At 38.1% G+C, this 24,359-nt stretch carries 15 protein-coding genes and 4 riboswitches; of the genes, 11 read left to right on the top strand and 4 right to left on the bottom strand.

The annotated features are described in order from the left end of the window. The first annotated feature begins 102 nt into the window (after positions 1-102). Together HNP81_RS19000 and HNP81_RS18995 are read left to right on the top strand one after the other, a co-directional pair. Positions 103-762 (top strand): plasmid pRiA4b ORF-3 family protein, encoded by a 660-nt coding sequence (locus tag HNP81_RS19000; protein WP_182503667.1) that lies wholly within the window; start codon positions 103-105, stop codon positions 760-762. Between the two features lie 297 nt (positions 763-1,059). Beyond that, entirely contained in the window at positions 1,060-1,776 is a 717-nt protein-coding gene (locus HNP81_RS18995) for a 3-ketoacyl-ACP reductase (RefSeq protein WP_182503666.1), read from the top strand. A gap of 106 nt (positions 1,777-1,882) precedes the next feature. Here the strand turns inward: HNP81_RS18995 and HNP81_RS18990 are convergent, their stop codons facing one another. Both HNP81_RS18990 and HNP81_RS18985 read right to left on the bottom strand, forming a co-directional pair. Further along, complete coding sequence (locus HNP81_RS18990) at positions 1,883-3,352, bottom strand: MFS transporter (protein WP_182503665.1); 1,470 nt, start codon at positions 3,350-3,352, stop codon at positions 1,883-1,885. Positions 3,353-3,534: 182 nt separating this feature from the next. Next, a riboswitch (SAM riboswitch) is annotated at positions 3,535-3,645 on the bottom strand. Between the two features lie 12 nt (positions 3,646-3,657). Next, the gene (locus HNP81_RS18985; RefSeq protein WP_182503664.1) at positions 3,658-4,776 is read right to left on the bottom strand and encodes a 5-methyltetrahydropteroyltriglutamate--homocysteine S-methyltransferase; all 1,119 of its coding nucleotides are present in this window, start codon (positions 4,774-4,776) and stop codon (positions 3,658-3,660) included. Between the two features lie 124 nt (positions 4,777-4,900). Next, a riboswitch (SAM riboswitch) is annotated at positions 4,901-5,009 on the bottom strand. Positions 5,010-5,891: 882 nt separating this feature from the next. On the opposite strand from HNP81_RS18985, the gene HNP81_RS18980 reads away from it, so the two are divergent. After that, positions 5,892-9,419, top strand: coding sequence for a hypothetical protein (locus tag HNP81_RS18980; protein WP_182503663.1), 3,528 nt, complete (start codon positions 5,892-5,894; stop codon positions 9,417-9,419). A gap of 431 nt (positions 9,420-9,850) precedes the next feature. Here HNP81_RS18980 and HNP81_RS18975 read toward each other — a convergent pair whose 3' ends face one another. After that, on the bottom strand, positions 9,851-10,816 hold the full coding sequence (locus HNP81_RS18975; RefSeq protein WP_028394102.1) for an ABC transporter substrate-binding protein: 966 nt from the start codon (positions 10,814-10,816) through the stop codon (positions 9,851-9,853). 42 nt (positions 10,817-10,858) lie between these two features. Further along, on the bottom strand, positions 10,859-11,368 hold the full coding sequence (locus tag HNP81_RS18970) for a cobalamin adenosyltransferase family protein (protein ID WP_034302759.1): 510 nt from the start codon (positions 11,366-11,368) through the stop codon (positions 10,859-10,861). 182 nt (positions 11,369-11,550) lie between these two features. After that, a riboswitch (cobalamin riboswitch) is annotated at positions 11,551-11,769 on the bottom strand. 438 nt (positions 11,770-12,207) lie between these two features. Here HNP81_RS18970 and HNP81_RS18965 point away from each other — a divergent pair. From HNP81_RS18965 to HNP81_RS18930, 8 genes are all read left to right on the top strand, one after another. Next, positions 12,208-13,164: an AAA family ATPase gene (locus tag HNP81_RS18965; RefSeq protein ID WP_028394100.1), complete on the top strand. Its 957-nt coding sequence runs from the start codon at positions 12,208-12,210 to the stop codon at positions 13,162-13,164. After that, positions 13,164-14,372 (top strand): DUF58 domain-containing protein, encoded by a 1,209-nt coding sequence (locus HNP81_RS18960; protein WP_182503662.1) that lies wholly within the window; start codon positions 13,164-13,166, stop codon positions 14,370-14,372. The genes HNP81_RS18965 and HNP81_RS18960 overlap by 1 nt, the downstream gene beginning before the upstream one ends. Beyond that, positions 14,369-16,594, top strand: coding sequence for a transglutaminase TgpA family protein (locus HNP81_RS18955; RefSeq protein WP_182503661.1), 2,226 nt, complete (start codon positions 14,369-14,371; stop codon positions 16,592-16,594). Before HNP81_RS18960 ends, HNP81_RS18955 begins: the two co-directional genes overlap by 4 nt. A gap of 29 nt (positions 16,595-16,623) precedes the next feature. Beyond that, positions 16,624-16,725: riboswitch (purine riboswitch) on the top strand. Positions 16,726-17,020: 295 nt separating this feature from the next. Beyond that, positions 17,021-18,574 carry a glutamine-hydrolyzing GMP synthase gene (guaA, locus tag HNP81_RS18950; protein ID WP_028394097.1) on the top strand — a complete coding sequence of 518 codons (1,554 nt, stop codon included), beginning with the start codon at positions 17,021-17,023 and terminating at the stop codon, positions 18,572-18,574. A 299-nt stretch (positions 18,575-18,873) separates the two neighbouring features. Continuing rightward, the gene (locus tag HNP81_RS18945; protein WP_028394096.1) at positions 18,874-20,205 is read left to right on the top strand and encodes an NCS2 family permease; all 1,332 of its coding nucleotides are present in this window, start codon (positions 18,874-18,876) and stop codon (positions 20,203-20,205) included. 139 nt (positions 20,206-20,344) lie between these two features. Continuing rightward, positions 20,345-21,184 (top strand): glucose PTS transporter transcription antiterminator GlcT, encoded by an 840-nt coding sequence (glcT, locus tag HNP81_RS18940; RefSeq protein ID WP_182503660.1) that lies wholly within the window; start codon positions 20,345-20,347, stop codon positions 21,182-21,184. Positions 21,185-21,475: 291 nt separating this feature from the next. Further along, positions 21,476-23,536: a glucose-specific PTS transporter subunit IIBC gene (ptsG, locus tag HNP81_RS18935; protein ID WP_182503659.1), complete on the top strand. Its 2,061-nt coding sequence runs from the start codon at positions 21,476-21,478 to the stop codon at positions 23,534-23,536. Positions 23,537-23,782: 246 nt separating this feature from the next. Continuing rightward, positions 23,783-23,938 carry a hypothetical protein gene (locus HNP81_RS18930; RefSeq protein ID WP_182503658.1) on the top strand — a complete coding sequence of 52 codons (156 nt, stop codon included), beginning with the start codon at positions 23,783-23,785 and terminating at the stop codon, positions 23,936-23,938. Positions 23,939-24,359 lie beyond the last annotated feature (421 nt).

The raw sequence follows: 24,359 nt of genomic DNA, 5'->3' as shown, positions 1-24,359 counted from the left end.
GCCATATGATATACAATGGACCAACATACAAATACAGCATTTAAGGAAGATAAAAACAGTAGAAAGTTAGAGTGAGTAGAAAAAGAAAAAGGAAGGTCTTCTATGAAATCCTACATCCTAACATTCCAATTTAAAAATATTGAGCCGGTTGTGTGGAGAAAAGTAATTGTACCAGGTGGAATTACATTTAATCGTTTGCACGATGTCATTCAAAATGTAACGAATTTTAAGAGTGGATATCCATATGAGCCCATGCATTTGTTTGAGTTTCAGCTTGATGATGTTGTTGTAACGAATTATGTACATCGAATAGATGAAGCGAAAAGCAAATCGTATAAAGGAATTGCCGTGAAGCAGCCGACGAGGATAAAAATTGATACCTATATGGAGCGCATAGGTGAGTTTTTATATGTGTATGATTTCGGTGATGATTGGCGCATTCATGTGAAGTTAGAAGAAGTCGTGGAGGATTATTATTTTGGTTTCCCAACCGTGCTTGATGGGGCAGGGGAAGCACCTCCAGAAGATGTAGGTGGTCCGCCTGGGTTTGTGCACTTCCTTGAAGTCTATCAAAACCCTTCACACCCAGAGCATGATTATTTATGTAGTTGGGCGGCTGAACAAGGGTTCCGATTATACAATAAGGCGGCTATGAATCAAATTCTCAAACATCATAAACACCAAAAGACTGAATGGGATAAAGTACATCATGAAAATTATCGAGTAATATCAGATAAATATATAGATACATCTAAGCAATGATGTTGTAAATCTTCTTAGCTTCCTGCTAGATGTTAATTAAGCTTCAACAAAAAATCTCTATTTAGAAGAATGATGTGTCAAATAATATATCTATGTATATAACCAAATTATCCCCAAAAAATCAGCTTCGTTGACGATGGTTATGCCCTTTTTCGTAAAGTTTTTTCAATTTACCTATCTTACCGAGAAAATGACCGGCGGAGAGTAGTTCAGTAAGTTCATCTTGTGTATAATTACACTTTATTTCAAAAAATGTTAAAATAAACTTATCTCATCTAAAGCAAAGGAGCGGATAATATGCAATCGATCGCAGGAAAAGTTGCATTAATTACAGGAGCGGGGCGCGGAATAGGGCGTGCAACAGCAGTAGCTTTTGCCAAAGAAGGTATTCATGTCGGTCTTGTTGGACGTACACTTGAAAATTTACAAAAAGTAGCAGAAGAACTTAAACAGTATGATGTGAAGGTAGCGATAGCCTCTGCAAATGTAGCGGATTTAGACTCGATTACGACAGCGGTTGAATCAATTCGTGGCGAGCTTGGAGCAATCGATATATTAATAAACAATGCTGGTATTTCAAAATTCGGTGGCTTCATGGACTTAACGCCTGAAGAATGGACAAATATTATCGATGTTAACGTAAAAGGTGTATATTACACAACACGTGCGGTATTACCAGAAATGATCGAGCGCAATACAGGCGACATCATTAATATCTCATCAACAGCTGGGCAAAAAGGTGCACCAATTACAAGTGCATATTCGGCTTCAAAAGCTGCAGTGATCGGACTAAGTGAGTCATTAATGCTTGAAGTACGTAAGAAAAATATTCGTGTTACAACGTTAACGCCAAGTACGGTTGCAACAGATATGGCTGTAGAACTGAACTTAACAGACGGTAATCCAGAAAAAGTGATGCAAGCAGAAGATTTAGCGGACTTAATGGTTGCCCAGCTAAAACTTCATCCACGTGTTGTCTTAAAACATGCTGGACTTTGGTCAACGAATCCTTAATAGAACGATTCGAAATAGGAAGATATATTGGCGATGCCTTAAATTAGAGAAAAGCCTTCGTGAGTTCACAGAAATCACGAAGGCTTTTCTCATTGCAATCCAAACTCTAGCTTATTTTCTTTTTCAAAGTTCCCGAATTGTGGAGCGCGATTTTACTGGAAACGCCTAATACAAGTAGCAGACCTGCTGCCATTAGTATACCATCTAGCACAAGTGGGATGCCCCAACTGCCGGTATTATCTCGTAGTACTCCTGAGATAACAGGAGAAAGCACGGCGCCGATTTCGGCAATTAAATTAAGCATTCCGAACATCGATCCTCTGCTTTTTTCAGGTGTTAAATCAGAAGCAAGCGCATGTGCTACCGGTTGTAATGCAAAGAAGAATAATCCAGAAACAAACAGGATGATGGACATAACGATCGGACTGTTATTTCCCATCATGACATATGCGGCAAAAATAAAAATAAGAACGGTCAGAGCAGCGGTTAAAATAGCTAGAACATTACGTCGCCCATTTGGTCGATCTGCCACCATATCAGAAATCTTACCACCAAGAGGAAAACCGATGATTCCAGCCAATGCATTAAATGATGCAATCAGAGCAGCCGCCATTAATGCACCGCCACCGAAATCTTTGACAATAGATACAGACCAAAATCCGTAAAACCAAAGATGCCACATGATTGGAATGAAGAATAAGTACAATAAGAAAAGGTTTTTGTTGGCTAATATTGGCTTTATTTCTGATTTTTTCGTTGTGTATAAATAAAAGATTAAGAGCGGGCAAAGAGCTACAAGTATTATAGCAATTGCAATATTGGATAAACCTAGTTTTATGGAGAAATAATAGATTCCCATTACGATTACAAGAAAAACAGCTGAGTACATCGACATATATAGTAGTGCTTTATTAAATTGTACTTTAATACCTGGTGAAGAATGATCTACAGATTGATTAGGATTATTTTTTGGCTTCATATATTTAAAAATAAAAAATGCACTAACAAGTGTAATAATCCCCATCACAAAAAAAGGAAAACGCCATGCCTCTTCTCCCATAAATGGTTCTGCAGTGGTGATCAGAAATGGTACACCGAGTGTACCTGCTGTAAGTCCTACAGACAATCCGGTAAGGGCAACACCCATTCCTAGACCAACTTTTTTAGGCGGTGTATGGTAGGCAATATATGAGCGATCATTTGAATAAAATGCACCTTCACCTAGCCCTAGTATTACTCGAAATAGGATAAATGCAATAAGTCCGCCAGCTACCCCTGTTAATAATGTGGCAATCCCTGCCCAAACTACACTTAAAATAATAATCGTACGGTAGCCGAATCGATCACCTAGATAGCCTCCTGGAAATTGCATAAGCATAAAGCCTGCAAAGAACAAACTTCCGATTAGACCGCCTATTCCATGAGGATTTGCTACATTGGCGAAAAAACCTATCTCATTTTCAATCATGTATGTCACAACGGGGCCAGTTGCTGTTCGGTCAATATAAGAAACAAACCAACCTAAAAATAGTAGCCCCCAAATGGTGTGATACCTTTTCCAACCTTCCTTTTTCATTCAATACACTTCCAATTCTCCTAATAATTGTCTTACTCAACATACAAAAGAGACCGTCCCATAGGGTTTTAGACCCCACATCTACTAAATTTCCGTTTATATAACGTGTACATGACACAATAAACTGTGTATAGCATGTGGGATCATAGAGCCTTGGGACAGCCTGATTTGGCAAAGTATCCCTCTTATTTATCAAAGCATGCCGCTTTGCAGGAATTAGCACCTATTTAACTAGATTGTTAAAGGGTTGCCGGGTTTCGTAGGGCCAGTCCCTCCACCACTCTCTATAAGAGTTTATTTTATTGTTACTTCCAAACGTCTTGTGCAATATTCACAACGTGGCGTACTTTTGCCCATTGTTCTTCTTCTGTCAGTACATTTCCTTCTTCTGTTGAAGCAAACCCGCATTGTGGACTCAAACAGATTTGATCTAATGGAACATACTTTGAAGCTTCTGCAATTCTTTCTTTAATCCGTTCAGGGTCTTCCAATTCGCCTTTTTTAGAAGTGATTAAGCCTAATACAACGTAAAGATCCGGTCGATTGATATGGCGTAACGGTTCAAAGCCACCTGAACGATCGTCATCAAATTCAAGGAAAAGACCGTCAAGATTTAATCCACCGAAGATCGTTTTAGAAGCATCCTCATAACCACCAGTGGATGAATACGTGGATCTGAAATTGCCTCGGCAAATGTGCATCGTAATGATCATGTCATCCGGCTTATTTGCAATAGCCTCGTTGATTCCTCTTTGGAACAATTGTGCCAATGTAGCAGGATCAGATCCTCTATTAGCAATTTGTTCTCTCCCTTTTTCTGAAAAGAATAGGGACCAAGCTGTATCATCTAATTGCAGATAACGGCAACCTGCATCATAAAGCGCCTGAATCACACCTTGGTAAGCAGCAATTAAATCATCATAAAATTCTTCGTGAGTGCGGTACACGTCTGTGTCAAGTGTTCCTCTGAAATAAAGCATATTGGGACTAGGTATTGCAAATTTTGCAACAGCATCGCCTGCAATACTATGAAGGAACTTATAATGGTCGATCATGTAATGATCGGAAAATGAGATTTTTCCAGTTACCTTAATGCCGTGTGCTCTCGTTTTAACGCCGTTAAATTGAATTCCATCATTTGTTTCATGAAACAAAACGCCATCAAAACCTGAAAGAAAGTCTAAATGCCACCAAGCACGTCTAAATTCGCCATCAGTAACAGCGTTAAGACCAGCTTCTTTTTGCTTTTCAACTAACTTTATAATTTCCTCGTCCTCAATTTTACGTAATTCATCAGCGGTAATGTCACCGTTCTCCTTTTGTAACCGGGCCTGCTTAAGACGTTCTGGTCGTAAAAAGCTACCGACGTGATCGGCTTTAAATGGTGCATTCGTTACTAGTTCTTGTGCTGCTAACTCTGTCATGTTATTTCCTACTTTCTTTTATAGATTTTTCTTCAAGCATTTAATTAGTTCGAATTTTTCCCTTATAAACAAAAATAAAAGGGCCCTCAATAAGAAGAGGGCCCACGAAAATACGAGGACGATCTTCTTATCTTCTAGGCATGTTCTATACCTATTGGAATTAGCACCTTGCCGAAAACCGGCTGGTTGCTGAGACATCGTCGGGCCAATCCCTCCGTCTCTCTTGATAAGAATATGAATATGTAATTATTTGAAAAATCCGATTTATCCAACTTTATCATGCTGTAAAGGAAAAAACAAGTAGTTTTTTAACCGAGAAAGATTGGATCCGTTGAAATTTCACTTTATTTGAAGGAATAAAAGCTGGTAGAAGTGAGGTCTTCACGTCAAGATCCTGTTTGAGTTTTGGGTGAACTAGGTCTTCATTTTCAGTAAGGCGGATGCTAATCCTGTTGGCAAGAATTCAATTCACTATTACAAATTTGGAGACGATGAAGTTGCTCTTCTTTGAATCTTAATAAACTATAATAATAAGCTAAAGACATCTATTGGCCACTTCTTTTTCCCTTAGCGATTGAACGAATGAACGTATCTCAAAAAAACAAGTACTTTTACTATATCATGGAAAAAAACAGGGCTATATAATCAAAATGTATGATTTTCCGATATTTAGTAGTTGAGTCTTATTGACTATAGAGTAATTTGTGGATGGTTGTACGAAGGTGTGATTAAGTACAAATCTCGACATGTAATTCGTCATTCAATCATCTTTCAAGTAAGAAAATAAGCGGTTTTTTATACATTTAATCAATCGATTGATTACTTAAATATTCTCCCCCGATTCGACTATAATGCCAATAGAAGGAATGAACTGGAGGAGTTTTATATGATATATGCTATCGGCAAATTTTTACAAATTATTCTCAAGCCATTATAACTGAGCCGAGGAGATGCGTGAGTTTTCGGCCCATTTAATCAATCGATTGATTATTGTATTGTCTGACTGAAGTGTCACTTTATCTCGGCAATTCGGTTTTTTATTCCAATATCAGGAATTAATGTGTATAATTTTCTATAGTATAGTAGTGGAGTTTTAAAGAGAAAGGGGGCTTACTGTGACGGATTCTAATGAATACATCCCCTTTGAAAAGAAGCGGGAGATCTTTCAGGAAGAACTTAAGATCCTAAGAGAAAAACGATTGATTCCTAAATCTGATTACATAAGACTTAGCAGTGCATATGAACGGCATTATCACCAAGTGCGGCAGCAAGTAGCAATAATGGAAAAGCAACAGAAAAAAGATGAAACGGTTCAATCGAGCGAAATTCCAAATGAAGTTCCACATAACATTCAGCGAACTGAAGAGTTCGTGCAAAAACCAATTCAAGATTCATTACAAACACCAATGGCTAGCCCAAAACCAAGGCAAGTCATTCAACAGCAATCTGTTGTGAAACCTGTAAAATCAGTGGAGCAAATTCGAGAAAGAAATATAACACTAGTCTTGGTAATGGGTGTGATTCTGCTCTTGTTTGGCGGTCTTATATTAGCGACGTCAACGTGGGGAGCCTTGAATGCTGTTCTGAAAGTTTTCTGTATTAGCATGGTGTCAGTGTTTTTCTTTGGGATGGCTTTTATCGCCTTCAAACTAAAAATTAAGCAAACGGCCTTTGCCTTTTTAACGCTCGCAAGTCTATTCATTCCAATTACGATATTATCAGCTTCGTATTATCGGATATTTGGAGAATATTTATCGTTACAGGGTGATGGGAGAGGGTTATTAGGGTTGATTGGCGGAGTGATTTGTTTGGGGCTCTATTTTGTAATTGCTAAGCGTTTTGCTTCGAAATTATTCACTATTCTTTCATTGTTCACCTTTGCGTTAGCGGCATGCTTCGGCTTCACCTATGTGGCGCCAACTACAGAAACATTATTTATACTACTCATAATGTTTAACTTATTATTTTTATGGTATATGGATCGTTTGAAAAATCATCAACAATTGGCGTTATTCAAACCCTATTTATTTTACTTCATCCAATTCAAAATTATAGTCGAAGCGTTTGTTGTGTTTGTGCTAGCTTCAAGCACAGTATTTTATTCGTTTACTTTGCTCTTAGCATCACTGCAATTCCTACTGTTAACAATAAAATACAATCAAAAATATTATAATTTTGCCTTTAGTATTGTATTCAGCTACGGCTATATCCATCTTGTCTTGAACTCGGCTGTATTGAGTGATTTCACTTCTATTGCTTTTGCCGTACTTCCAATCGTGTTCATTGCTCTATATTTATTTATGGCTAACAAAAATGAAGAAGTATCGAAAAGCTTTGTATATACGGGCATTACAAGTAGTGTGTTTGTATTTGCCTATGTAAATGCGCAAGTGTTTGGAGAAGGATATGCACAAATATTCTTTGCACTGATCCTTCTTGCCGCACAATATGTATTTTTAGCCATTCAAACAAAGAAAGTGGTATATACTTATCCAGCACTTGTCTTATTTAATCTTTCACTTGTTTATCTTGGCTGGGCATTCGAATGGACCTTTACGGTGCACTCTAGTTTCCTATTTGTGATTCAAGTCCTCCTTTATTTAGGACTGTTTGTCTATAATTTTGCCAAAACAATGGAGGTATTCCGAACGAGTATAGGGATTCTTTCGAGTAGTGTGATGTTGTTTTTGACTTATATCAATTTGGTGAATGGAGATTGGTTAATCGTCAGCCTCTTTCTTGCTGCGATTTCTGGTTTATTGTTTTTCAGTCATAATAAAGTAGCGGAAAAATGGATGAAGGATATAAGTACGTATGGTTTTCCGTTAACCCTAGCTGCATCGTTGCTTATTTTGTATCTGTATAGTAGTGAAACAAGCAGATGGTATGATCTTGTAATTCCACTTAGTTTACATGTCATGATTGTCGCTTTCCTCTTAATCGGACTAGGCTATTACTTGAAAAGTTCATATAAAAGCTTTTTCAATACCTTTTTTATTACCGGTCAGGTCCTATCGATGGTGTCGTTTATGACGCTTTATTTTGGAACACTGTCAGCTATTCTGATTACGGCTTTAATGATGGTCTCAACAGCGATCAATATTCTGTCCGTTTATGTATATCGTCATCATCCTCTATGGATTCTAGTTGTCTATACTACAGCAGGCGTGTATGCATCGATCTGGGCAATATTTAAATTCGAGAATGAATATATCTGGATGGCTTACCTATTTGTGGGACCGTTATTGTTCTACTTCTTGTCAGAGTATGTGGGGAAATATTCGAAGGCAGGCAGAAACTATTTCTTTTGGTTTAGTCAGCTGACAAATCTGCTTGTGGCAACACTAGGTTATCTTTATATAAGTATGACAGGGGCCAATCTGTATTTCTACTTAATTCCGCTTAGTCTCCTTGCAATCAGTGCTGTAAGAACGACCATTACCTGGGAGCGTTTTATCTTTACATACGTTGGATTTACCGTTCTTCAGTTGCAAGTATTGCTGTTTTTCCAGGAATATGGGCTATCCAATTATCTACTATTTGCTTGGACTTTGACGTCAGCTCTTATAACGATTCTTTGGAGTCGAGTGAATCTAGAATGGAAACGGATGATTGACTATTATTTACTGGCATTCTTAAACTTGACTCTCATCTTATATTTAACAAATTGGAATATGTTCCATTTTTCTAATTACTTAAATGTACTTTCCGTTATGCTTTTCACTAGTCAAGCCGGGTTTGTCATCTATTTAATGATGAAAAGGAAATGGGAACATTTCATTACGATCCCACTTCTTTTGGCATTCTTGTATTATGTGCGTTATGCGAATGAACTATCAATACTGGCAGGTACACTTGTGTTGTTCGTGGCATTATGCGTGATGACTTGGATGAGTAAAGTATTTTTCCAGGGGATGATCCGGAAAGAGGAAACGTATCTGGCGATTGATGTGTATCGTATCGCAGGATTTCTGTATGTGATAGCAATTAACTGGCGTGTTGTTATGTATACAGCAAATAATCCTGCTTTAGAAATTCTATCAGCCTGCTTAGTCAGCGGATATTTATTGGTTATTCGGGCTTTCACTTTAGATTCACTAGAAAAGAAAATCTATCTATCGGCAGCTGTGTTATGGAGTTTGTATCCATATTATGTCGTTGTTGACCAGTTTACGATTCCTAATCTGATAGAAACTGAAATTATGATTCTTCCATTGTTTATTATCAGTACACTATTGCTTAGAAAAGTAATTGTTTCGGGGAATATAACACAAACAATTGAATTAATAGTTGTTCCTTTATTATTTTTAGTATTAATCATGGACGCTCTACAAGGAAATACAGTAAATGATGCATTGATCATTGGTACGTTGGCTTTAGTTGCAATCATCTTCGGATTCGTTATGAAATATAAGTCGTATTTCTTTGCAGGGACAGGAACTATTTTGTTAAATATTTATATGAATACCAATCATCTATGGGGCAATCTGCCATGGTGGCTCTATTTGATCATTGGTGGTCTCGTTCTTATCGCACTTGCCAGCTTTTTTGAATGGAAAAAACAAAAGGAAAATACGACGTCAAAGGAAATTATTGAACGTAACAAAGAAAAAATTCGGAAATGGTTTGCGCGTTGGAGGTAGAATGATGTGGTTTATGAGTCATGTTTCATAACAAGTAAAACATCCATGAGCGCCTGCTCTAAAGCCCAACGATGAAAAAGTATCAGGTTCTATAAACTGTATCACCTTATGAAGATGGCGGTACGGAGCTGATTTTACGAAGAACCGCCTCATGTCCATCATACAAAAAAGAGATTGTTTGATAACGAAAAGGTCAGGACACATCTACTATATATTGTTTAGAAGACGGTTAAATGTCATGGTAAAGTGAAACTACAATCAGTGGGAGGCTTCATACCCCACTGATTGTTAGTTGAACCATTCGGGCATTAACGGTATATAGAGTGTGAGGTCTGACCCTTTTGGGTTCTTTTCTGTACAAGAAACTTTCCGAGGTTGCTGGGCTATGCCTAAGAATAGGGAGAGCCCACGCCACAGTATGAAGTTTCGGTTTATTTAAAAAGTTCAGGGTAGACGGTTTTGGCAACAAGTTCGACAGCTTCGCCTATGCGTGGTCCTGGGCGGGACATCACGTCTTCATTTAAGTAGTATACTTTGTCCTCTTTAACGGCTGTAAGTTGGTCCCAGCCTGTACGGGTCTTAATTTCTTGCTCAGGGTTTTCAATAAAACCAGCAGTCGTTGTGATGACATCAGGATTACGCTTAATGATTTCTTCCTCAGAAACTTTGATCCAACCTTCTTGATCCTCAAAGATGTTGGTTACCCCTGCTTTTGCTAAGATTTCTTGTTGAAATGTCTTCTTGCCAGGTGTATAGATTTCTGGAGCAGGGCTTATTTCTAAATAGACACTTTTCTTTTCATTTACAGTGTCCGTTTTATCAACCACAGCTGCAATTTGGTTTTTAATTGCATCGACGATTTCAGCGCCTTTCTCCTTAACGCCCATTACTTCTGCAATTTGCTGAATGTCACCGTAAACATCTTCAAATGTAGCAGCAGATGCAATGACAAAGATTGGGATTCCAGCGTCTTTCAGTGGCTGTAAGGTAGCCTCGTCACCAATCGTATAGGCGATAATGACATCGGGATTTAATGCAATTATTTTCTCTGCATTAATATTCATTGAATCAGAAACTGATTCAATGTCGGCTGCCTTTTCTGGATAGTTATCAACATCTGTGACCCCGACTATTTTTTCACCTGCACCTAGAGCAAAGAGAATTTCTGTATTACTTGGCTGAAGGGAGATAACTTTTTCAGGGACTTTATCAAAGGTGATTTTGTTGCCAAGATCGTCAGTTACTGAATATGGCTGGTCCTTTTCTTGTTTAACTTCACTTGCAGGGGCATCATCCTTATTTGGTGCTGATTGATTATTATTCCCACACCCAGCAAGTACTAAAGTAAATGAAAGCATTAGGGCAAGTAGCCAATTGTTCGATATGAATTGTTTCATTGTGTTCTCCTCATTTCTTATTCCAATTATTGAGTGGATGCATTATTTTTTCGTCGATTTAATGTCATAACATATACTCTCGTGAGGGATTTCATCGACGCCAAGTTGTTTATTGACATAGACGGCCATAACGAATAAAACGTTCGCTAATAAGTGAGTATAATCGAACAAGATTTTAGGAACTTCTCTTTCAAGACTCACTTTATGAAGCGCTCGCACCGATTTCTTGGCTTCGCTGCGGCAAGTATGTAAAATGCAAGCTCCAGGAGTTCCTTGTGGTAAAACGAAGGTGCTGATTGCGTCTTTTACCTCTATTGAATAAAAATCATACATGCTACTCAAGTGATCTAAGTCTTCTTGCGTAATGCCTAAACGTCCGCGTACTGAGCCATTTAGGTTATACCCCATGTCGAGTAAATACATTAAATCTTTGTGTACAACAGGGACATCCTTTGTAAATGCACATGCTAAGCCGATTCGTGATGTCAAAGAGTCAGTCCTGATTTCAAAGTCCACTGTTGAAGCTGATTCACGCATGTATGGATAACACATAAAACGGAAATCTTTTTTTGCCAAATATAATCCCCCTTATCTGCAAATAGAGTGAATCCCCCTTTGGATCGCTTCCTATAAAAAAAACCGACCAAGAAAATTGGGCGGCACACCATCATGCATATCCAGTTGGAAAGAAAAGATGAGAGTTTGCCGTACAATCCTCTTATCTTCCGAAGAGTATAATACGCTGGAAAGAAGGCAGGTCTCCTGGCTTGTGCTTCATTTTACTTTAAGAACCTTCCCATTAATATCACAGAATGTTGCACTTTGCCCGATTCCGTTAAATAAACAGTGGTTTATCCTTATTTCATGGCACTCACAGTTGCGGAAACAGCTTCGGTTCTTCACCGAATTCCCTATTAAGCTGAAAGTTCAGCACCCTTTTTCTGCAAGATTATATTCACTTATCAGTAGTTTACCATATAATTCTGATAAAAAACTTATACTTTCACTAGATATATTTAGTTTATTTTTAACATTCGAATAACTACTTGTTTAATAAAAGATCCAATGTTTTAATTGTGGATTCAAGTTGATAAAAACTTTTTGGTACGAAATCTACAGGCTTATGATTTCGATATCGGATAGTAAGTTTTCATACATGCGTGGAATAGAGTACTTTAGAATTTTATCTAACCATATTAATCTCTGTTAATAGCCTGAATCTTTTAAGTAACTCAATTATGTAAAGATTGTAAATATACTGGAAAAAGAAGGGGTTTCGAGAAAGTTGTCGAACTTAGTTTCAAGAAATGGTTTATATCAAATAAGAACAGGTAAGAAATTTTTCGGTTTTTTTGAAAAAATGATAAGGAATGGTTTACAGGAGGTAAGAAATGACATATGAAGGAAAGCACCCAAAATTGAATGAAGTAATCCATAATATTGAGAAGGTTATTATTGGGAAAAGAGATATAGCAGAATTAAGTGTAGTAGCCCTACTGGCGGGTGGGCATGTTTTGTTGGAAGATGTTCCGGGTGTTGGCAAAACAATGATGGTTCGTGCGCTGGCAAAGTCAATCAGTGCAGATTTTAAACGTATTCAATTCACACCTGACTTGTTGCCATCTGATGTAACAGGCGTTTCCATTTATAATCCAAAGGAACAAGAATTTGTTTTCCGACCTGGGCCAATAATGGGAAATATTATCCTCGCTGATGAGATTAATCGAACATCTCCAAAAACTCAATCTGCTTTATTAGAAGGGATGGAAGAGGCTAGTGTGACGATTGACGGTGTAACAAGGGTGTTGGAGCAGCCGTTCTTTGTCATGGCGACGCAAAATCCTATTGAATATGAAGGAACCTATCCGCTACCTGAAGCTCAATTGGATCGTTTTTTATTAAAGATGAAAATGGGATACCCTGATATATATGAAGAAATGGAAGTTCTTAATCGGGCCCGCTTAGTACCGCCGATTGAGAATCTTGCGCCAGTGATGTCATTGGTTGAACTGCGCGGTTTGCAGCAAGAGGCAAAGTCCATCATTGTCGATGATACGATTAAACATTATATTGTTGAAATGACACAAAGAACACGTAATCATCGTAGTGTGTACTTAGGTGCAAGTCCTCGTGGATCAATAGCCTTAATGAAAGCATCTCAAAGCTATGCACTATTATGTAACAGAGATTATGTGTTGCCGGATGATGTTCAATATCTTGCCCCGTTTGTGTTATCGCATCGTCTCATCTTGAAATCTGAAGCGAAGTACGAGGGGATTACAGCTGAGCAAGTGGTTGCTGAGATTATTGAAAATAATCCAGTGCCAGTAAAAAGGGCCGTGAATTAATGATGCAATTATTAGTGGAGAAAATAAGACCTTATGTAAAGGTCATTATGCTCATTTGTTTAGTGTTCTTTGCATTTGTGTTTGCGATGTTTCAAGGAGGCTTCCTTAGTTGGTTTTTACTCTTTACGTTTCTGCCTTTTGCCCTTTGTTCGATCGGTGTCTTTTTCTATCCGATACACAAGTTCACAGTAACAAGATCATTAGATAAAACGGAGTTTAGAGCAGGGGAAACGATTGAAGTAAGAATTGAAATTTCACGAAAAGACCGCTTTCCGCTTTTATTTCTTTTGATAGAAGAAGAGCTTGATGGCAGATTAGGTAAAAGCGCTTCGATGAAGAAAGTAATTATTTTTCCTTGGTTTCGGAAATCATTTTCACTTAGGATGAAGCTTCATAATCTACCAAGGGGAGACCATAGCTTATCGGGGATTCGTCTGAAAACTGGAGATATCATTGGGGTATTCGACAAGGAAGCCAAGTATGACCTTCCAAAAAAAATTCTAGTCTGGCCTGCTTACTATGATTTGGCGTATAAGCAATTGGAGAATTTCTTTGATCGTGGCGAAGTAGGGTCTGTAAAAAAGATGCAGCGCGAGTATTCCATTGTCAGTGGAGTTCGAGAATACCAACCGGGCGACCAATTTTCTTGGATTAATTGGAAAGCTACGGCCAATAAGAATGCCATCATGACCAAGGAATTTGATGAGCAGAAAAATCATGATGTGTATATCATTTTAGACGAAGAACCCTCACAATCCTTTGAAGATTTGGTTGTATTTGCTGCCTCATTCGCGCATGCCTTACTGAAGAAAGGGGTTCTTGTTGGATATGCAGGTTCAGCGATGCATGAAGCGCCCCTAGCAGTCCGTGGCGGAGATGGCCAGAGGCAAAGGATATTTTATCAACTTGCTAAAACAGAAGCAGATGAAAAAGGAAGCTTGCTTTCTTTGTTGGGGTTACATCAAACTATATTTACGCAAAATGCAGCAATCATTATAATTACTTCCCATTTGACTCGAAGAACAGTGGAACAAATCAGTGCTTATAAAACCAACCAGTCGTTTTCAATAGTTTGTATAAAAAGAGAAGAGCCGTTGACAATTGAAGAGCTAGCGGCAAGACAATCCGCTTATACAAGAGGAATGAGAGTTAATTACTTGGATCGGGGACATGTTGAATCTGGTTTAGTCGAGGTGGTAGCACAATGATTCAAAGAAAAAGCCTACTCGAAAGCTTGTTTAAAGTGGTTTTATACGGATTTGGAGGTTTGTTGTTATGGGAATGGCTACAGCCGGTTAATCAACTGACAGATACTGATAATATGGGTATGTTTATTGTTTTTATGTGTCTTTCTTTGCTTACATACTTCTTGCGGGTGCATTGGGTAGTAAGAATTCTGATTTTAATGGGATATATGACTCTTGCCATTCAGTATTTATACTCGCAATTGTCACTTTTTGATCTCGCTTGGATAGGGGAACTTATGGGTGATATGAAATTGAACATTTCAAGAATCATGGAAGCGGACTGGATGTTATTAACGAACAGCTTCAGAACATGGTTATTTTTTATTTTGATTTGGCTTATTTCGTATTTAATTCATTATTGGGTTACTATCCGTCGAAATATCTTTTTATTTTTTCTTCTCACGATTGTTTTTTTAGCGGTTCTTGATACATTTACCCCATATGATGCGGATAATTCCATTATACGTGTAATGATTATTGGTTTAGTTGTGCTAGGATTGCTCGCTTATTCCCGTTTATTTGAACACGAAAAGTTAACGGTGTCTATGGATGGTTTACGAAGATGGCTTATTCCGTTATCAATCATGGTGTTGGCTAGCGGGACAATTGGTTTTGCGGCACCGAAATTACAACCACAATGGCCAGATCCTGTTCCGTTTATTACATCCTATGCAAATAAATCATCAGGAGATTCGAATGGTGCAGGAAGCAAGCGTGTTGGGTATGGAGAAAATGATACAAAGCTAGGTGGTTCAATTTCAGACGATCAAACTGTTGTTTTTTATGCAGATGCTTCGACTCGTCATTACTGGAAGGTGGAGAACAAGTCTCATTATACAGGCAAGGGCTGGACGATGCTTGATAATCATGGCGAATTGACTGAGTACGATAATGATCAGGATATTGTGAACCTTACTTCAGCTGCAGCGTTACCTGGAATGAGGCTTCAAGAACTAAAGGCGTCCGTAAAAATGGAGCAATTCTACAATCATGTCCCGTATCCGACTCCTAGTATTCTTCAAAGAGTTTCAGCTGATGATGCCGATCAGTATATGTTTAATGACTCGACGAATCTATTGACAGCACAATCGAAAAGTTGGGGCAGGCTCAAGCTAACGGATTATGAAATCGATTATTTTCTTACAACGTTTGATAGAAACTATTTGAGAAAAGTTACATCTGCAAATAATATTCCTGAGAACATCATGAATACTTATACACAACTGCCAAGGAATCTACCTGAAAGGATTCGCAATTTAGCGGAAAAGATCACTAGTACTCAAGATAACTGGTATGACAAAGCAAAAGCCATTGAAAATCATTTTGATGGGCCAGAATTTGTGTATGATAAGCAAGACATTCCTTATCCGGAAGAGCGACAAGATTATGTGGATCAATTTCTATTTGAAACACTTCGTGGGTATTGTGATAATTTCTCCACTGCAATGGTTGTTTTATTGCGTTCCCTTGATATTCCGGCACGCTGGGCAAAAGGGTATTCTGATGGGGTAGCAACGATTAAAAACGGTGAATCTATTTATATGATCACAAATAATAATGCTCATTCATGGGTAGAGGTTTATTTTCCCGAGGTTGGCTGGGTTCCATTTGAGCCGACAAAAGGCTTTAATAATACAAATCGGTTTTACGATGCTTCTGTGAATACTCAAGCTAATATGAATGATCATGATGCGGCTATAACGACTCCAGAGAAAAGAGAGCCATCTCAACCGGTTAAGAAACCATTGGAAGAAGTCGATCAAACAAATCAACGAACAAATTCAAAGTCCGTTGATATTTCTTGGAAGGTACTTTTGCGAAATATCGCGATTGGTCTTGGAGTTGTGTCGATACTTACATTTTTGTTTTATCAATCGAGAAGAAAATGGCTACCTTATGTATTTATTACAAGATATAAAGGGAAAAATAGTACAGACACATTTACAAATGCTTATCACGTCCTCCTTAAACAATTAAATCGAGCAGGTGTACAACGACGTGAAGGCCAGACGTTGAGAGAATACGCGGTTTATGTTGATACTGTTTATAGCATGGCCAATAATAATATGCTGAAGCTTACTGAGGGATATGAAAGGTTTTTGTACCGTGGAGACCAAGAAAAACAAGTTTGGAAGCAGTATCAAGAATTATGGGAAAATTTAATTAAAGAAACTACCTCTTGACCATGTTTTTAACATGTTGGTACAATTGAAACATTCAAATACGAGCCCTTCATATATCCTCGATAATATGGATCGAAAGTCTCTACCGAATCACCGTAAATGATTTGACTATGAAGGCAGATGTTTCAGTGTAACAGCTAAAATTCTGCCTTTTTAAACTTTTTTAGGGTGGAGTTTAGCTGTTTTGTGTTTTATTTTTACATCTTTGAAATAATAAGAACAAGCCGCTTCTATAAGTGAGTGTTCAAAAAGGAGGATAAAAAGAGCCGAGAAGTTCGAGGAGCGCATCTCGAGAGGACCGGAGCGTATGGAGTAATACGTGAGGACCGGAGAGACAGAGCGACGAAGAAATTCGACAGCTATTTTTACCGGACTTTTTGAACAACCTATATTAAAGAAGTGAATATATCAACTGAGGTGACAATAGTGACGGGGAAAACAGACTTACAGAACCAGGAAATGATTGTCGTGCTAGACTTTGGCAGCCAATATAATCAATTAATCACAAGACGTATTCGTGAATTTGGCGTGTACAGTGAATTACATCCCCATACTATTACGGCAGAAGAAATCAAGAAAATAAACCCTACCGGAATTATTTTCTCTGGTGGACCGAATAGTGTGTACGATGCATCTGCTTTCGGATGTGATGAGCGTATTTTTGAACTTGGATTACCAATTTTTGGAATTTGCTATGGTATGCAATTGATGACGCAGCATTTCGGTGGAAAAGTTGAACAAGCAAAAAACCGTGAATATGGTAAAGCAACTCTTGCGATCCAAAACGATTCGAAACTATTCAATGATCTACCTAAAGAACAAATTGTCTGGATGAGCCATGGAGATCTTGTTGTGGAAACTCCAGAAGGATTTACGGTTGATGGAACGAATGCATCTTGTCCGATTGCAGCGATGAGTGATGAATCAAGAAAGCTTTACGCTGTACAATTCCATCCAGAAGTTCGCCACTCTGTTTATGGAAACGACATTCTGAAAAACTTCGTGTTTGGTGTTTGTGGCTGTAAGGGTGACTGGTCTATGGAAAACTTCATTGAAGTTGAAATGGAAAAAATCCGTCAAACAGTCGGAGATAAAAAAGTGTTGTGTGCGCTAAGCGGCGGAGTGGATTCATCAGTTGTTGCTGTACTTATTCATAAAGCAATTGGAGATCAATTAACGTGTATTTTCGTTGATCATGGTCTTTTGCGTAAAGGCGAAGCAGAAGGCGTTATGAAAATGCTCGGCGAAGGCTTCCAAATGAATGTTATTAAAGTAGATGCTAAAGAACGTTTCCTTTCTAAACTTGAAGGTGTTTCTGACCCTGAGAAAAAACGTAAAATTATTGGAAATGAGTTCATCTATGTATTTGATGATGAGGCAACGAAATTAGAAGGAATTGAATTCCTAGCTCAAGGTACTCTTTATACAGATATTATCGAAAGTGGTACAGCAACAGCACAAACGATTAAATCGCATCACAATGTTGGTGGTCTACCTGAAGATATGCAGTTCAAGCTGATTGAACCGTTAAACACGCTGTTCAAAGATGAAGTACGTGCACTTGGAACAGAACTTGGTATGCCTGATGAAATCGTTTGGCGTCAACCGTTCCCGGGTCCTGGGTTGGGAATCCGTGTGTTAGGAGAGATCTCAGAGGACAAGCTAGAAATTGTCCGTGAATCAGACTATATCTTACGTGAAGAAATAAAAAAAGCTGGTCTTGATCGTGAAATTTGGCAGTACTTTACTGTGCTTCCTGATATTCGTAGTGTTGGAGTTATGGGAGATGCACGTACGTATGACTATACAATTGGTATTCGTGCTGTCACTTCAATTGATGGAATGACTTCAGATTGGGCTCGTATTCCTTGGGATGTTCTGGAACTAATTTCAACGAGAATTGTTAACGAAGTAAACCATGTTAACCGTGTCGTTTATGATATTACAAGTAAACCACCTGCAACCATTGAATGGGAATAGGCTGGGGATACTAAAATTTTCTGATTTCTAATCGTAATTATAAAATGATAAACGAACATTATTTCTGATAGAAAGAAATAATGTTCGTTTTTTTATTGACAGCCATTTTCCTATTTAGTAAAATTGGACAGTGCTTATTAGTAAATCATATTAATTTGTTGTATATCATTGGCGATAATACCCAATGATTTCTGTGGCTACCGAAAATTGCTTGGCTACGAAAGAGTGTAGTTAAGAACCTTTAGGGTTAGACGCAAGCATTCAGATTTATGATGAATTCATTTAAGGGAGACTGAATAATGAAAAAGTATTTCCAATTTCAAGAACTTGGCACGAATTATCGTCGAGAAATAATTGGGGGTCTGACAACCTTCTTAGCCATGGCTTATATTCTAGTTGTAAATCCAAGTATTTTAACACTTCAGGGCATTGACGGATATCCTGAAGAACTTCGAATGAATTACGGTGCTGTATTCGTTGCGACAGCATTAGCGGCAGGTATCGGTTCGATCCTTATGGGAGTGATTGCTAGATATCCGATTTCACTTGCTCCAGGCATGGGATTGAATGCCTTCTTTGCTTTTACAGTAGTACTCGGATTTGGTATTCCGTGGCAAACTGCTTTATCAGGTGTACTGATTTCTGGAATCATTTTCGTTATTCTTTCTTTATCGGGGATTCGTGAGAAGATCATAAATGCAATTCCTGCAGAACTTAAATTAGCAGTTGGAGCAGGTATTGGTTTATTTATTACATTTGTTGGTTTTCAAAATTCACGGATAATTGTTAAAAACGATGCAACCCTTGTTGGGTTAGGAGATTTGACTTCAGGTAACACACTTCTTGCGATTTTTGGTATTATTATTACAGTCATTTTAATGGCGAGAGGTGTTAAGAGCGGTGTTTTTCTAGGTATGATTATTACGGCAATTGCTGGTATGATTTTCGGTCTAGTACCGTTTCCAGAGAAAATTGTCGGAGCAGTACCGAGCATTGCCCCTACATTCGGAGCTGCGTTCGAAGCGTTTGGGAATCTAACTGATTTATTCTCAGGTCAGATGCTGATAGTTATTTTAACTTTCTTATTCGTTGCATTCTTTGATACAGCTGGAACGCTAGTGGCTGTTGCTCAACAAGCAGGATTAATGAAAGATAACGTCCTACCAAGAGCAGGGAAAGGATTACTTGCAGATTCATTAGCTATCGTATCTGGAGCTATTTTAGGAACTTCTACGACAACATCTTATGTTGAGTCCACATCGGGTGTAGCTGCTGGAGCGCGAAGTGGTTTTGCAGCGATTGTTACAGGATTATTATTTATTCTTGCTATTTTCTTCTTCCCGCTTCTTTCAGTAGTAACATCAGCGGTAACAGCTCCAGCATTAATCATTGTCGGAGTTCTAATGGCAACTGGGTTGAAACATATTGATTGGTCACGATTTGAAATTGCAGTTCCAGCATTTTTCACAGTCATCATGATGCCGTTAACTTACAGTATTGCAACAGGTATTGCTTGTGGGTTCGTCTTTTATCCAATCACGATGATTATGACAGGGAAAGCAAAGCAAGTTCATCCTATTATGTACGGATTGTTCGTCATCTTTATCGCCTATTTTATTTTCTTAGTATAATAAATGAACAGAGGACCTATTTGGTCCTCTTTTTTTTATGTGGGTTTAGCGATTCTATCAGGGATTGTTATTGGTTGATTTAGTTTGGTGGATTGACTAACATATATGATATAGATTATGTGGTGAAAGAGGGAAGTAGATGGGTGTAGCTATAATTAATAAGGTTTTGAATAATAATGTGGTGATAGCAAACCATCCTTCTTATGGCGAAACCGTAATAATTGGCAAAGGAATTGGATTCAATCGAAAAAGAGACGACGAAATATCTTTAGTGAATGCTGATAAGATGTTTGTGTTAACGGGGAAAAAAGAACAGGAAGATTATAAAAAATTACTTCCAGAAATCGATGAAAAACATCAAGGAGCCATCATTGAAGCGATAAATCATATAAGTGCTAGAGTATCTGGGATAAATGAATATATTCATGTAGGGATGACCGATCATTTACTTTTTGCCTTAAACAGAATTGCAAATGGATTATCAATAAAAAATCCATTTTTAGTTGAAACGGCTACGCTTTATCCATTTGAATATGAAATTGCAAAAGAAGTAATTGAGATTTTAGCAATAAAGACGGGTATTAGACTTCCAGAAGGGGAAGCTGGCTTTATTACCCTCCATATTCATAGTGCGCTAACAAATAATGAGTTAGCAAAAGTGAATCAACACTCTCAGCTAGTTACTCATTTGATAAATCTTATAGAAGAACAGATGAAAATAGCTATTGATAAAGAAAGCATCGATTATGTAAGGCTTGTGCGTCACTTGCGATATACGATCAATAGGGTATTGAAAGGTGAGAAAGTTGATGAGCCTGAAAAACTTGCTACTCTCTTGAAAGATGCGTATCCGTTATGCTATAATCTTGCTTGGAAACTGATAAAAATTATGCAACAGCGTTTGAAAAAACAAGTATGTGAGGCAGAAGCCGTCTACTTGACGATGCACCTCCAGCGGTTACAAAAGAAAATTATATAACAATCATAACCTTTACGTGTTACTGATTCGATCAGGCATAAGTGAAGAAAGCGATTGGATGAAGCGATAGTGGGTAAAGTATACTCGCTACGCTCTTCCGGTGCGTTTCTTTACTTATGCCTTTTTATTTGGATTTTATTGTAAACGTTTTATTCTGCCTTGATGGCCAGTAAGACCCACCTTAAGGCATAGAGGAATCGAAGAAGAGTAGGTGGGGCAACTGCCTGTAAAAGCCTGATTGAAGTCTCACTTTATCAGTTTGACAAATCTTAAATTTTGGAGGTTTTGGCTGTGTGGAAAAAAGTCTTTGGTATTTTGCAAAAGTTAGGGAAAGCATTTATGCTTCCTGTGGCTATGTTACCAGCAGCAGGTTTGCTACTAGGGTTAGGGAATGCTGCTCAACAAGATGTGACATTGCAATACCTACCATTTTTAGATGCTAATTGGATTCAGTTGGTCGCTAGGGTGATGGAGGATTCTGGGGGAGTTATTTTTAGTAACTTGGCACTTATCTTTGCGCTCGGAATCGCCATTGGATTAGCTGGTGATGGGGCGGCTGCTCTTGCTGCGCTTGTAGGTTATCTAGTGTTAAATCGGGTCATGAGTACCTGGATGGATGTAACGCCAGAAATGGTAGCTAGTGACCCGAGTTTTGCAAATGTTCTAGGGATTCCTACGCTTCAAACAGGCGTGTTTGGTGGAATTATCGTAGGTCTGATTGCGGCATATAGCTACAACCGTTTTCATAATATTGAAATGCCCTCGTTCCTTGGTTTCTTTTCGGGCAAACGTTTTGTTCCTATTGCCTCAGCTGTCCTATCTTTAATTGCGGGTCTATTTATGCTGTTAGTATGGCCGCCGATTCAAGATGCGATGAACAGTGCATCACTTTGGTTAATTGAAGAGGGGACCTATTTTGCAGTGTTCTTCTTTGGTTTTATCAAACGGTTACTGATACCGTTTGGGTTACACCATATTTTCTACGCGCCATTTTGGTATGAATTTGGTACGTACACAACGGTTGCTGGGGAAATTGTTCGTGGTGATATGACGATTTTCTTTGCTCAGTTAAAAGATGGTGTAGATATAACGGCTGGTAACTTCATGGCTGGAGAATATCCAATTATGATGTTTGGTCTGCCGGCGGCAGCCTTAGCGATGTATCATACGGCAAGGCCGGAAAAGAAAAAAATTGTTGCCGGTTTATTAGGTTCAGCTGCATTGACATCTTTCTTGACAGGTATTACAGAACCGCTTGAATTTTCATTTATGTTTGTTTCGCCTGTATTGTATGTGATTCATGCAGTATTAGATGGGTTAGCTTTTGTGTTAATGACTTTTTTAAGTGTTAATATCGGTTATACATTTTCGGGAGGGGCTATTGATTTTCTACTCTTTGGGATCTTGCCAGGAAAAGAGCCGTGGTGGATTACGATCATTCTAGGACTTGTTTTTGCGGTAATTTATTACGTGATTTTCCGTTTTGCGATAAATAAATTTAATTTAATGACTCCTGGCCGTGAAAAGGTAGGAGATGAACAATCGCAAGAAGGTAAAAAAGGAACAGTGAATGAGCTTCCTTATAATATTCTTGATGCAATGGGGGGGCAAGATAATATCTCCAACCTTGATGCTTGTATTACTCGACTACGTGTATCTGTTAATGATGTTAAAGATGTTGATAAAGCTCGTCTGAAGCAACTTGGCGCTGCCGGTGTACTTGAAGTGGGAAACAATATTCAAGCTATTTTTGGCCCGCGCTCAGAAACAATCAAGTCGCAAATGAAGGATATTATGAGTGGGATAGTTCCAAAAAACGTAGTAACAAAGCAGGAAGAAGAAGTGGAACAACAAATTGAAGAAGTTATGCCGGATATTATACAAACAGAAGTAAAAGCGGATATCATCATTTCTCCGATTACTGGGGAAATCAAACCTATCACTGAAGTGCCAGATGTTGTTTTTGCTGGGAAAATGATGGGTGACGGTTTTGCGATACTTCCAACAGATGGAACGATTGTTTCTCCTGTAGATGGAGTGATTGTTAACCTCTTCCCAACTAAACATGCACTCGGTATCGAATCTGATAATGGGTGTGAAATTCTAATCCATGTCGGTATTGATACAGTGAAGTTGGAAGGGAAAGGATTTGACGCGCTCGTCGCCCAAGGGGACAAAGTGAAAAGAGGTCAACCACTTTTAATAGTTGATTTAGATTACGTGAATCAACATGCTCCTTCTATTATTACACCAATCGTCTTCACTAATTTAAAAGATGGAGAATCTATTCAAATTGATAAAAGTGGTACAGTGGAAAGTGGAGAAAGAGATATTATCTCCATTATTAAATAAGTTTAAGTAGAGAGAGAGAGTTCCAAAAGGGTCTTACCTTGCAGTTTATACATTGTGAGGTTTGATCCTTTGTTTTGTATTGTGGGGTCGTTCATTAAGGGAGAAGAAAAACGTTAAGTTTATTAAGGTGATATTAAGAAACGGTTAATTAATGTGAAAATTCGGACTAGATTGACTATTTTCATTTAGAAGCTTGTATTATAGTTTTGTAATCTAAAATGGAACTATGAGGAGGCAATAAGAAATATGAAAAATTTTAAAAAATGGCTTTTAACATTTATGGCAGCTTTCATGTTGGTAGGAGTTGCCACTGGTTGCTCAAGTGAGGATACTAATACGGAAGATACTGAAACTGAAGACACAGGAACTGAAGATTCAAACACTGAAGAAAACGCAGAGTAATATTGGAGAGAGTGTGTCCCGAGGGTATGACCCTTTCGTTATAGGGCACACTCTCTTATTATTTACATAAACTATCTTTGAAATAACAGAATGAAATAGCATGCTTAGAAAGCTTCGTAGCCTCTTTCGAAGCTGCAAGTAAATAGGTTAGAGAAAAAGTTACAATTTTTATTGACAGTGTATTTAGAGAGTGATATTATATGAAATACGCCACAGAACAATAATGTAACTTTGAAGATACTGAAAAATAATATTAAAAAGTTATTGACACTTTAAATGGTGGATGTTATGATATAAAAGTTGCTTACGAGATAAGCGGCAATAAAAAATTGCTCTTTGAAAACTGAACAAAACAAAGCGCCAACGTTTAAATTTAAGTGAGTACACACTATAAAAACAAATGAGCAAGTCAAACACTTTT

Origin of the sequence: Peribacillus huizhouensis (genome assembly GCF_014138605.1) — a bacterium.
GTDB lineage: Bacteria > Bacillota > Bacilli > Bacillales > DSM-1321 > Peribacillus > Peribacillus huizhouensis.
This window is presented reverse-complemented; position numbering and strand designations above follow the sequence as displayed.

Bases quoted from the DNA above. Each gene is read 5' to 3' on its own strand.
- HNP81_RS19000 (WP_182503667.1), top strand. From the start codon at position 103: ATGAAATCCTACATCCTAACATTCCAATTTAAAAATATTGAGCCGGTT.
- HNP81_RS18995 (WP_182503666.1), top strand. From the start codon at position 1,060: ATGCAATCGATCGCAGGAAAAGTTGCATTAATTACAGGAGCGGGGCGC.
- HNP81_RS18990 (WP_182503665.1), bottom strand. From the start codon at position 3,352: ATGAAAAAGGAAGGTTGGAAAAGGTATCACACCATTTGGGGGCTACTA.
- HNP81_RS18985 (WP_182503664.1), bottom strand. From the start codon at position 4,776: ATGACAGAGTTAGCAGCACAAGAACTAGTAACGAATGCACCATTTAAA.
- HNP81_RS18975 (WP_028394102.1), bottom strand. From the start codon at position 10,816: ATGAAACAATTCATATCGAACAATTGGCTACTTGCCCTAATGCTTTCA.
- HNP81_RS18970 (WP_034302759.1), bottom strand. From the start codon at position 11,368: ATGTGTTATCCATACATGCGTGAATCAGCTTCAACAGTGGACTTTGAA.
- HNP81_RS18965 (WP_028394100.1), top strand. From the start codon at position 12,208: ATGACATATGAAGGAAAGCACCCAAAATTGAATGAAGTAATCCATAAT.
- HNP81_RS18960 (WP_182503662.1), top strand. From the start codon at position 13,164: ATGATGCAATTATTAGTGGAGAAAATAAGACCTTATGTAAAGGTCATT.
- HNP81_RS18955 (WP_182503661.1), top strand. From the start codon at position 14,369: ATGATTCAAAGAAAAAGCCTACTCGAAAGCTTGTTTAAAGTGGTTTTA.
- HNP81_RS18945 (WP_028394096.1), top strand. From the start codon at position 18,874: ATGAAAAAGTATTTCCAATTTCAAGAACTTGGCACGAATTATCGTCGA.
- glcT (WP_182503660.1), top strand. From the start codon at position 20,345: ATGGGTGTAGCTATAATTAATAAGGTTTTGAATAATAATGTGGTGATA.
- HNP81_RS18930 (WP_182503658.1), top strand. From the start codon at position 23,783: ATGAAAAATTTTAAAAAATGGCTTTTAACATTTATGGCAGCTTTCATG.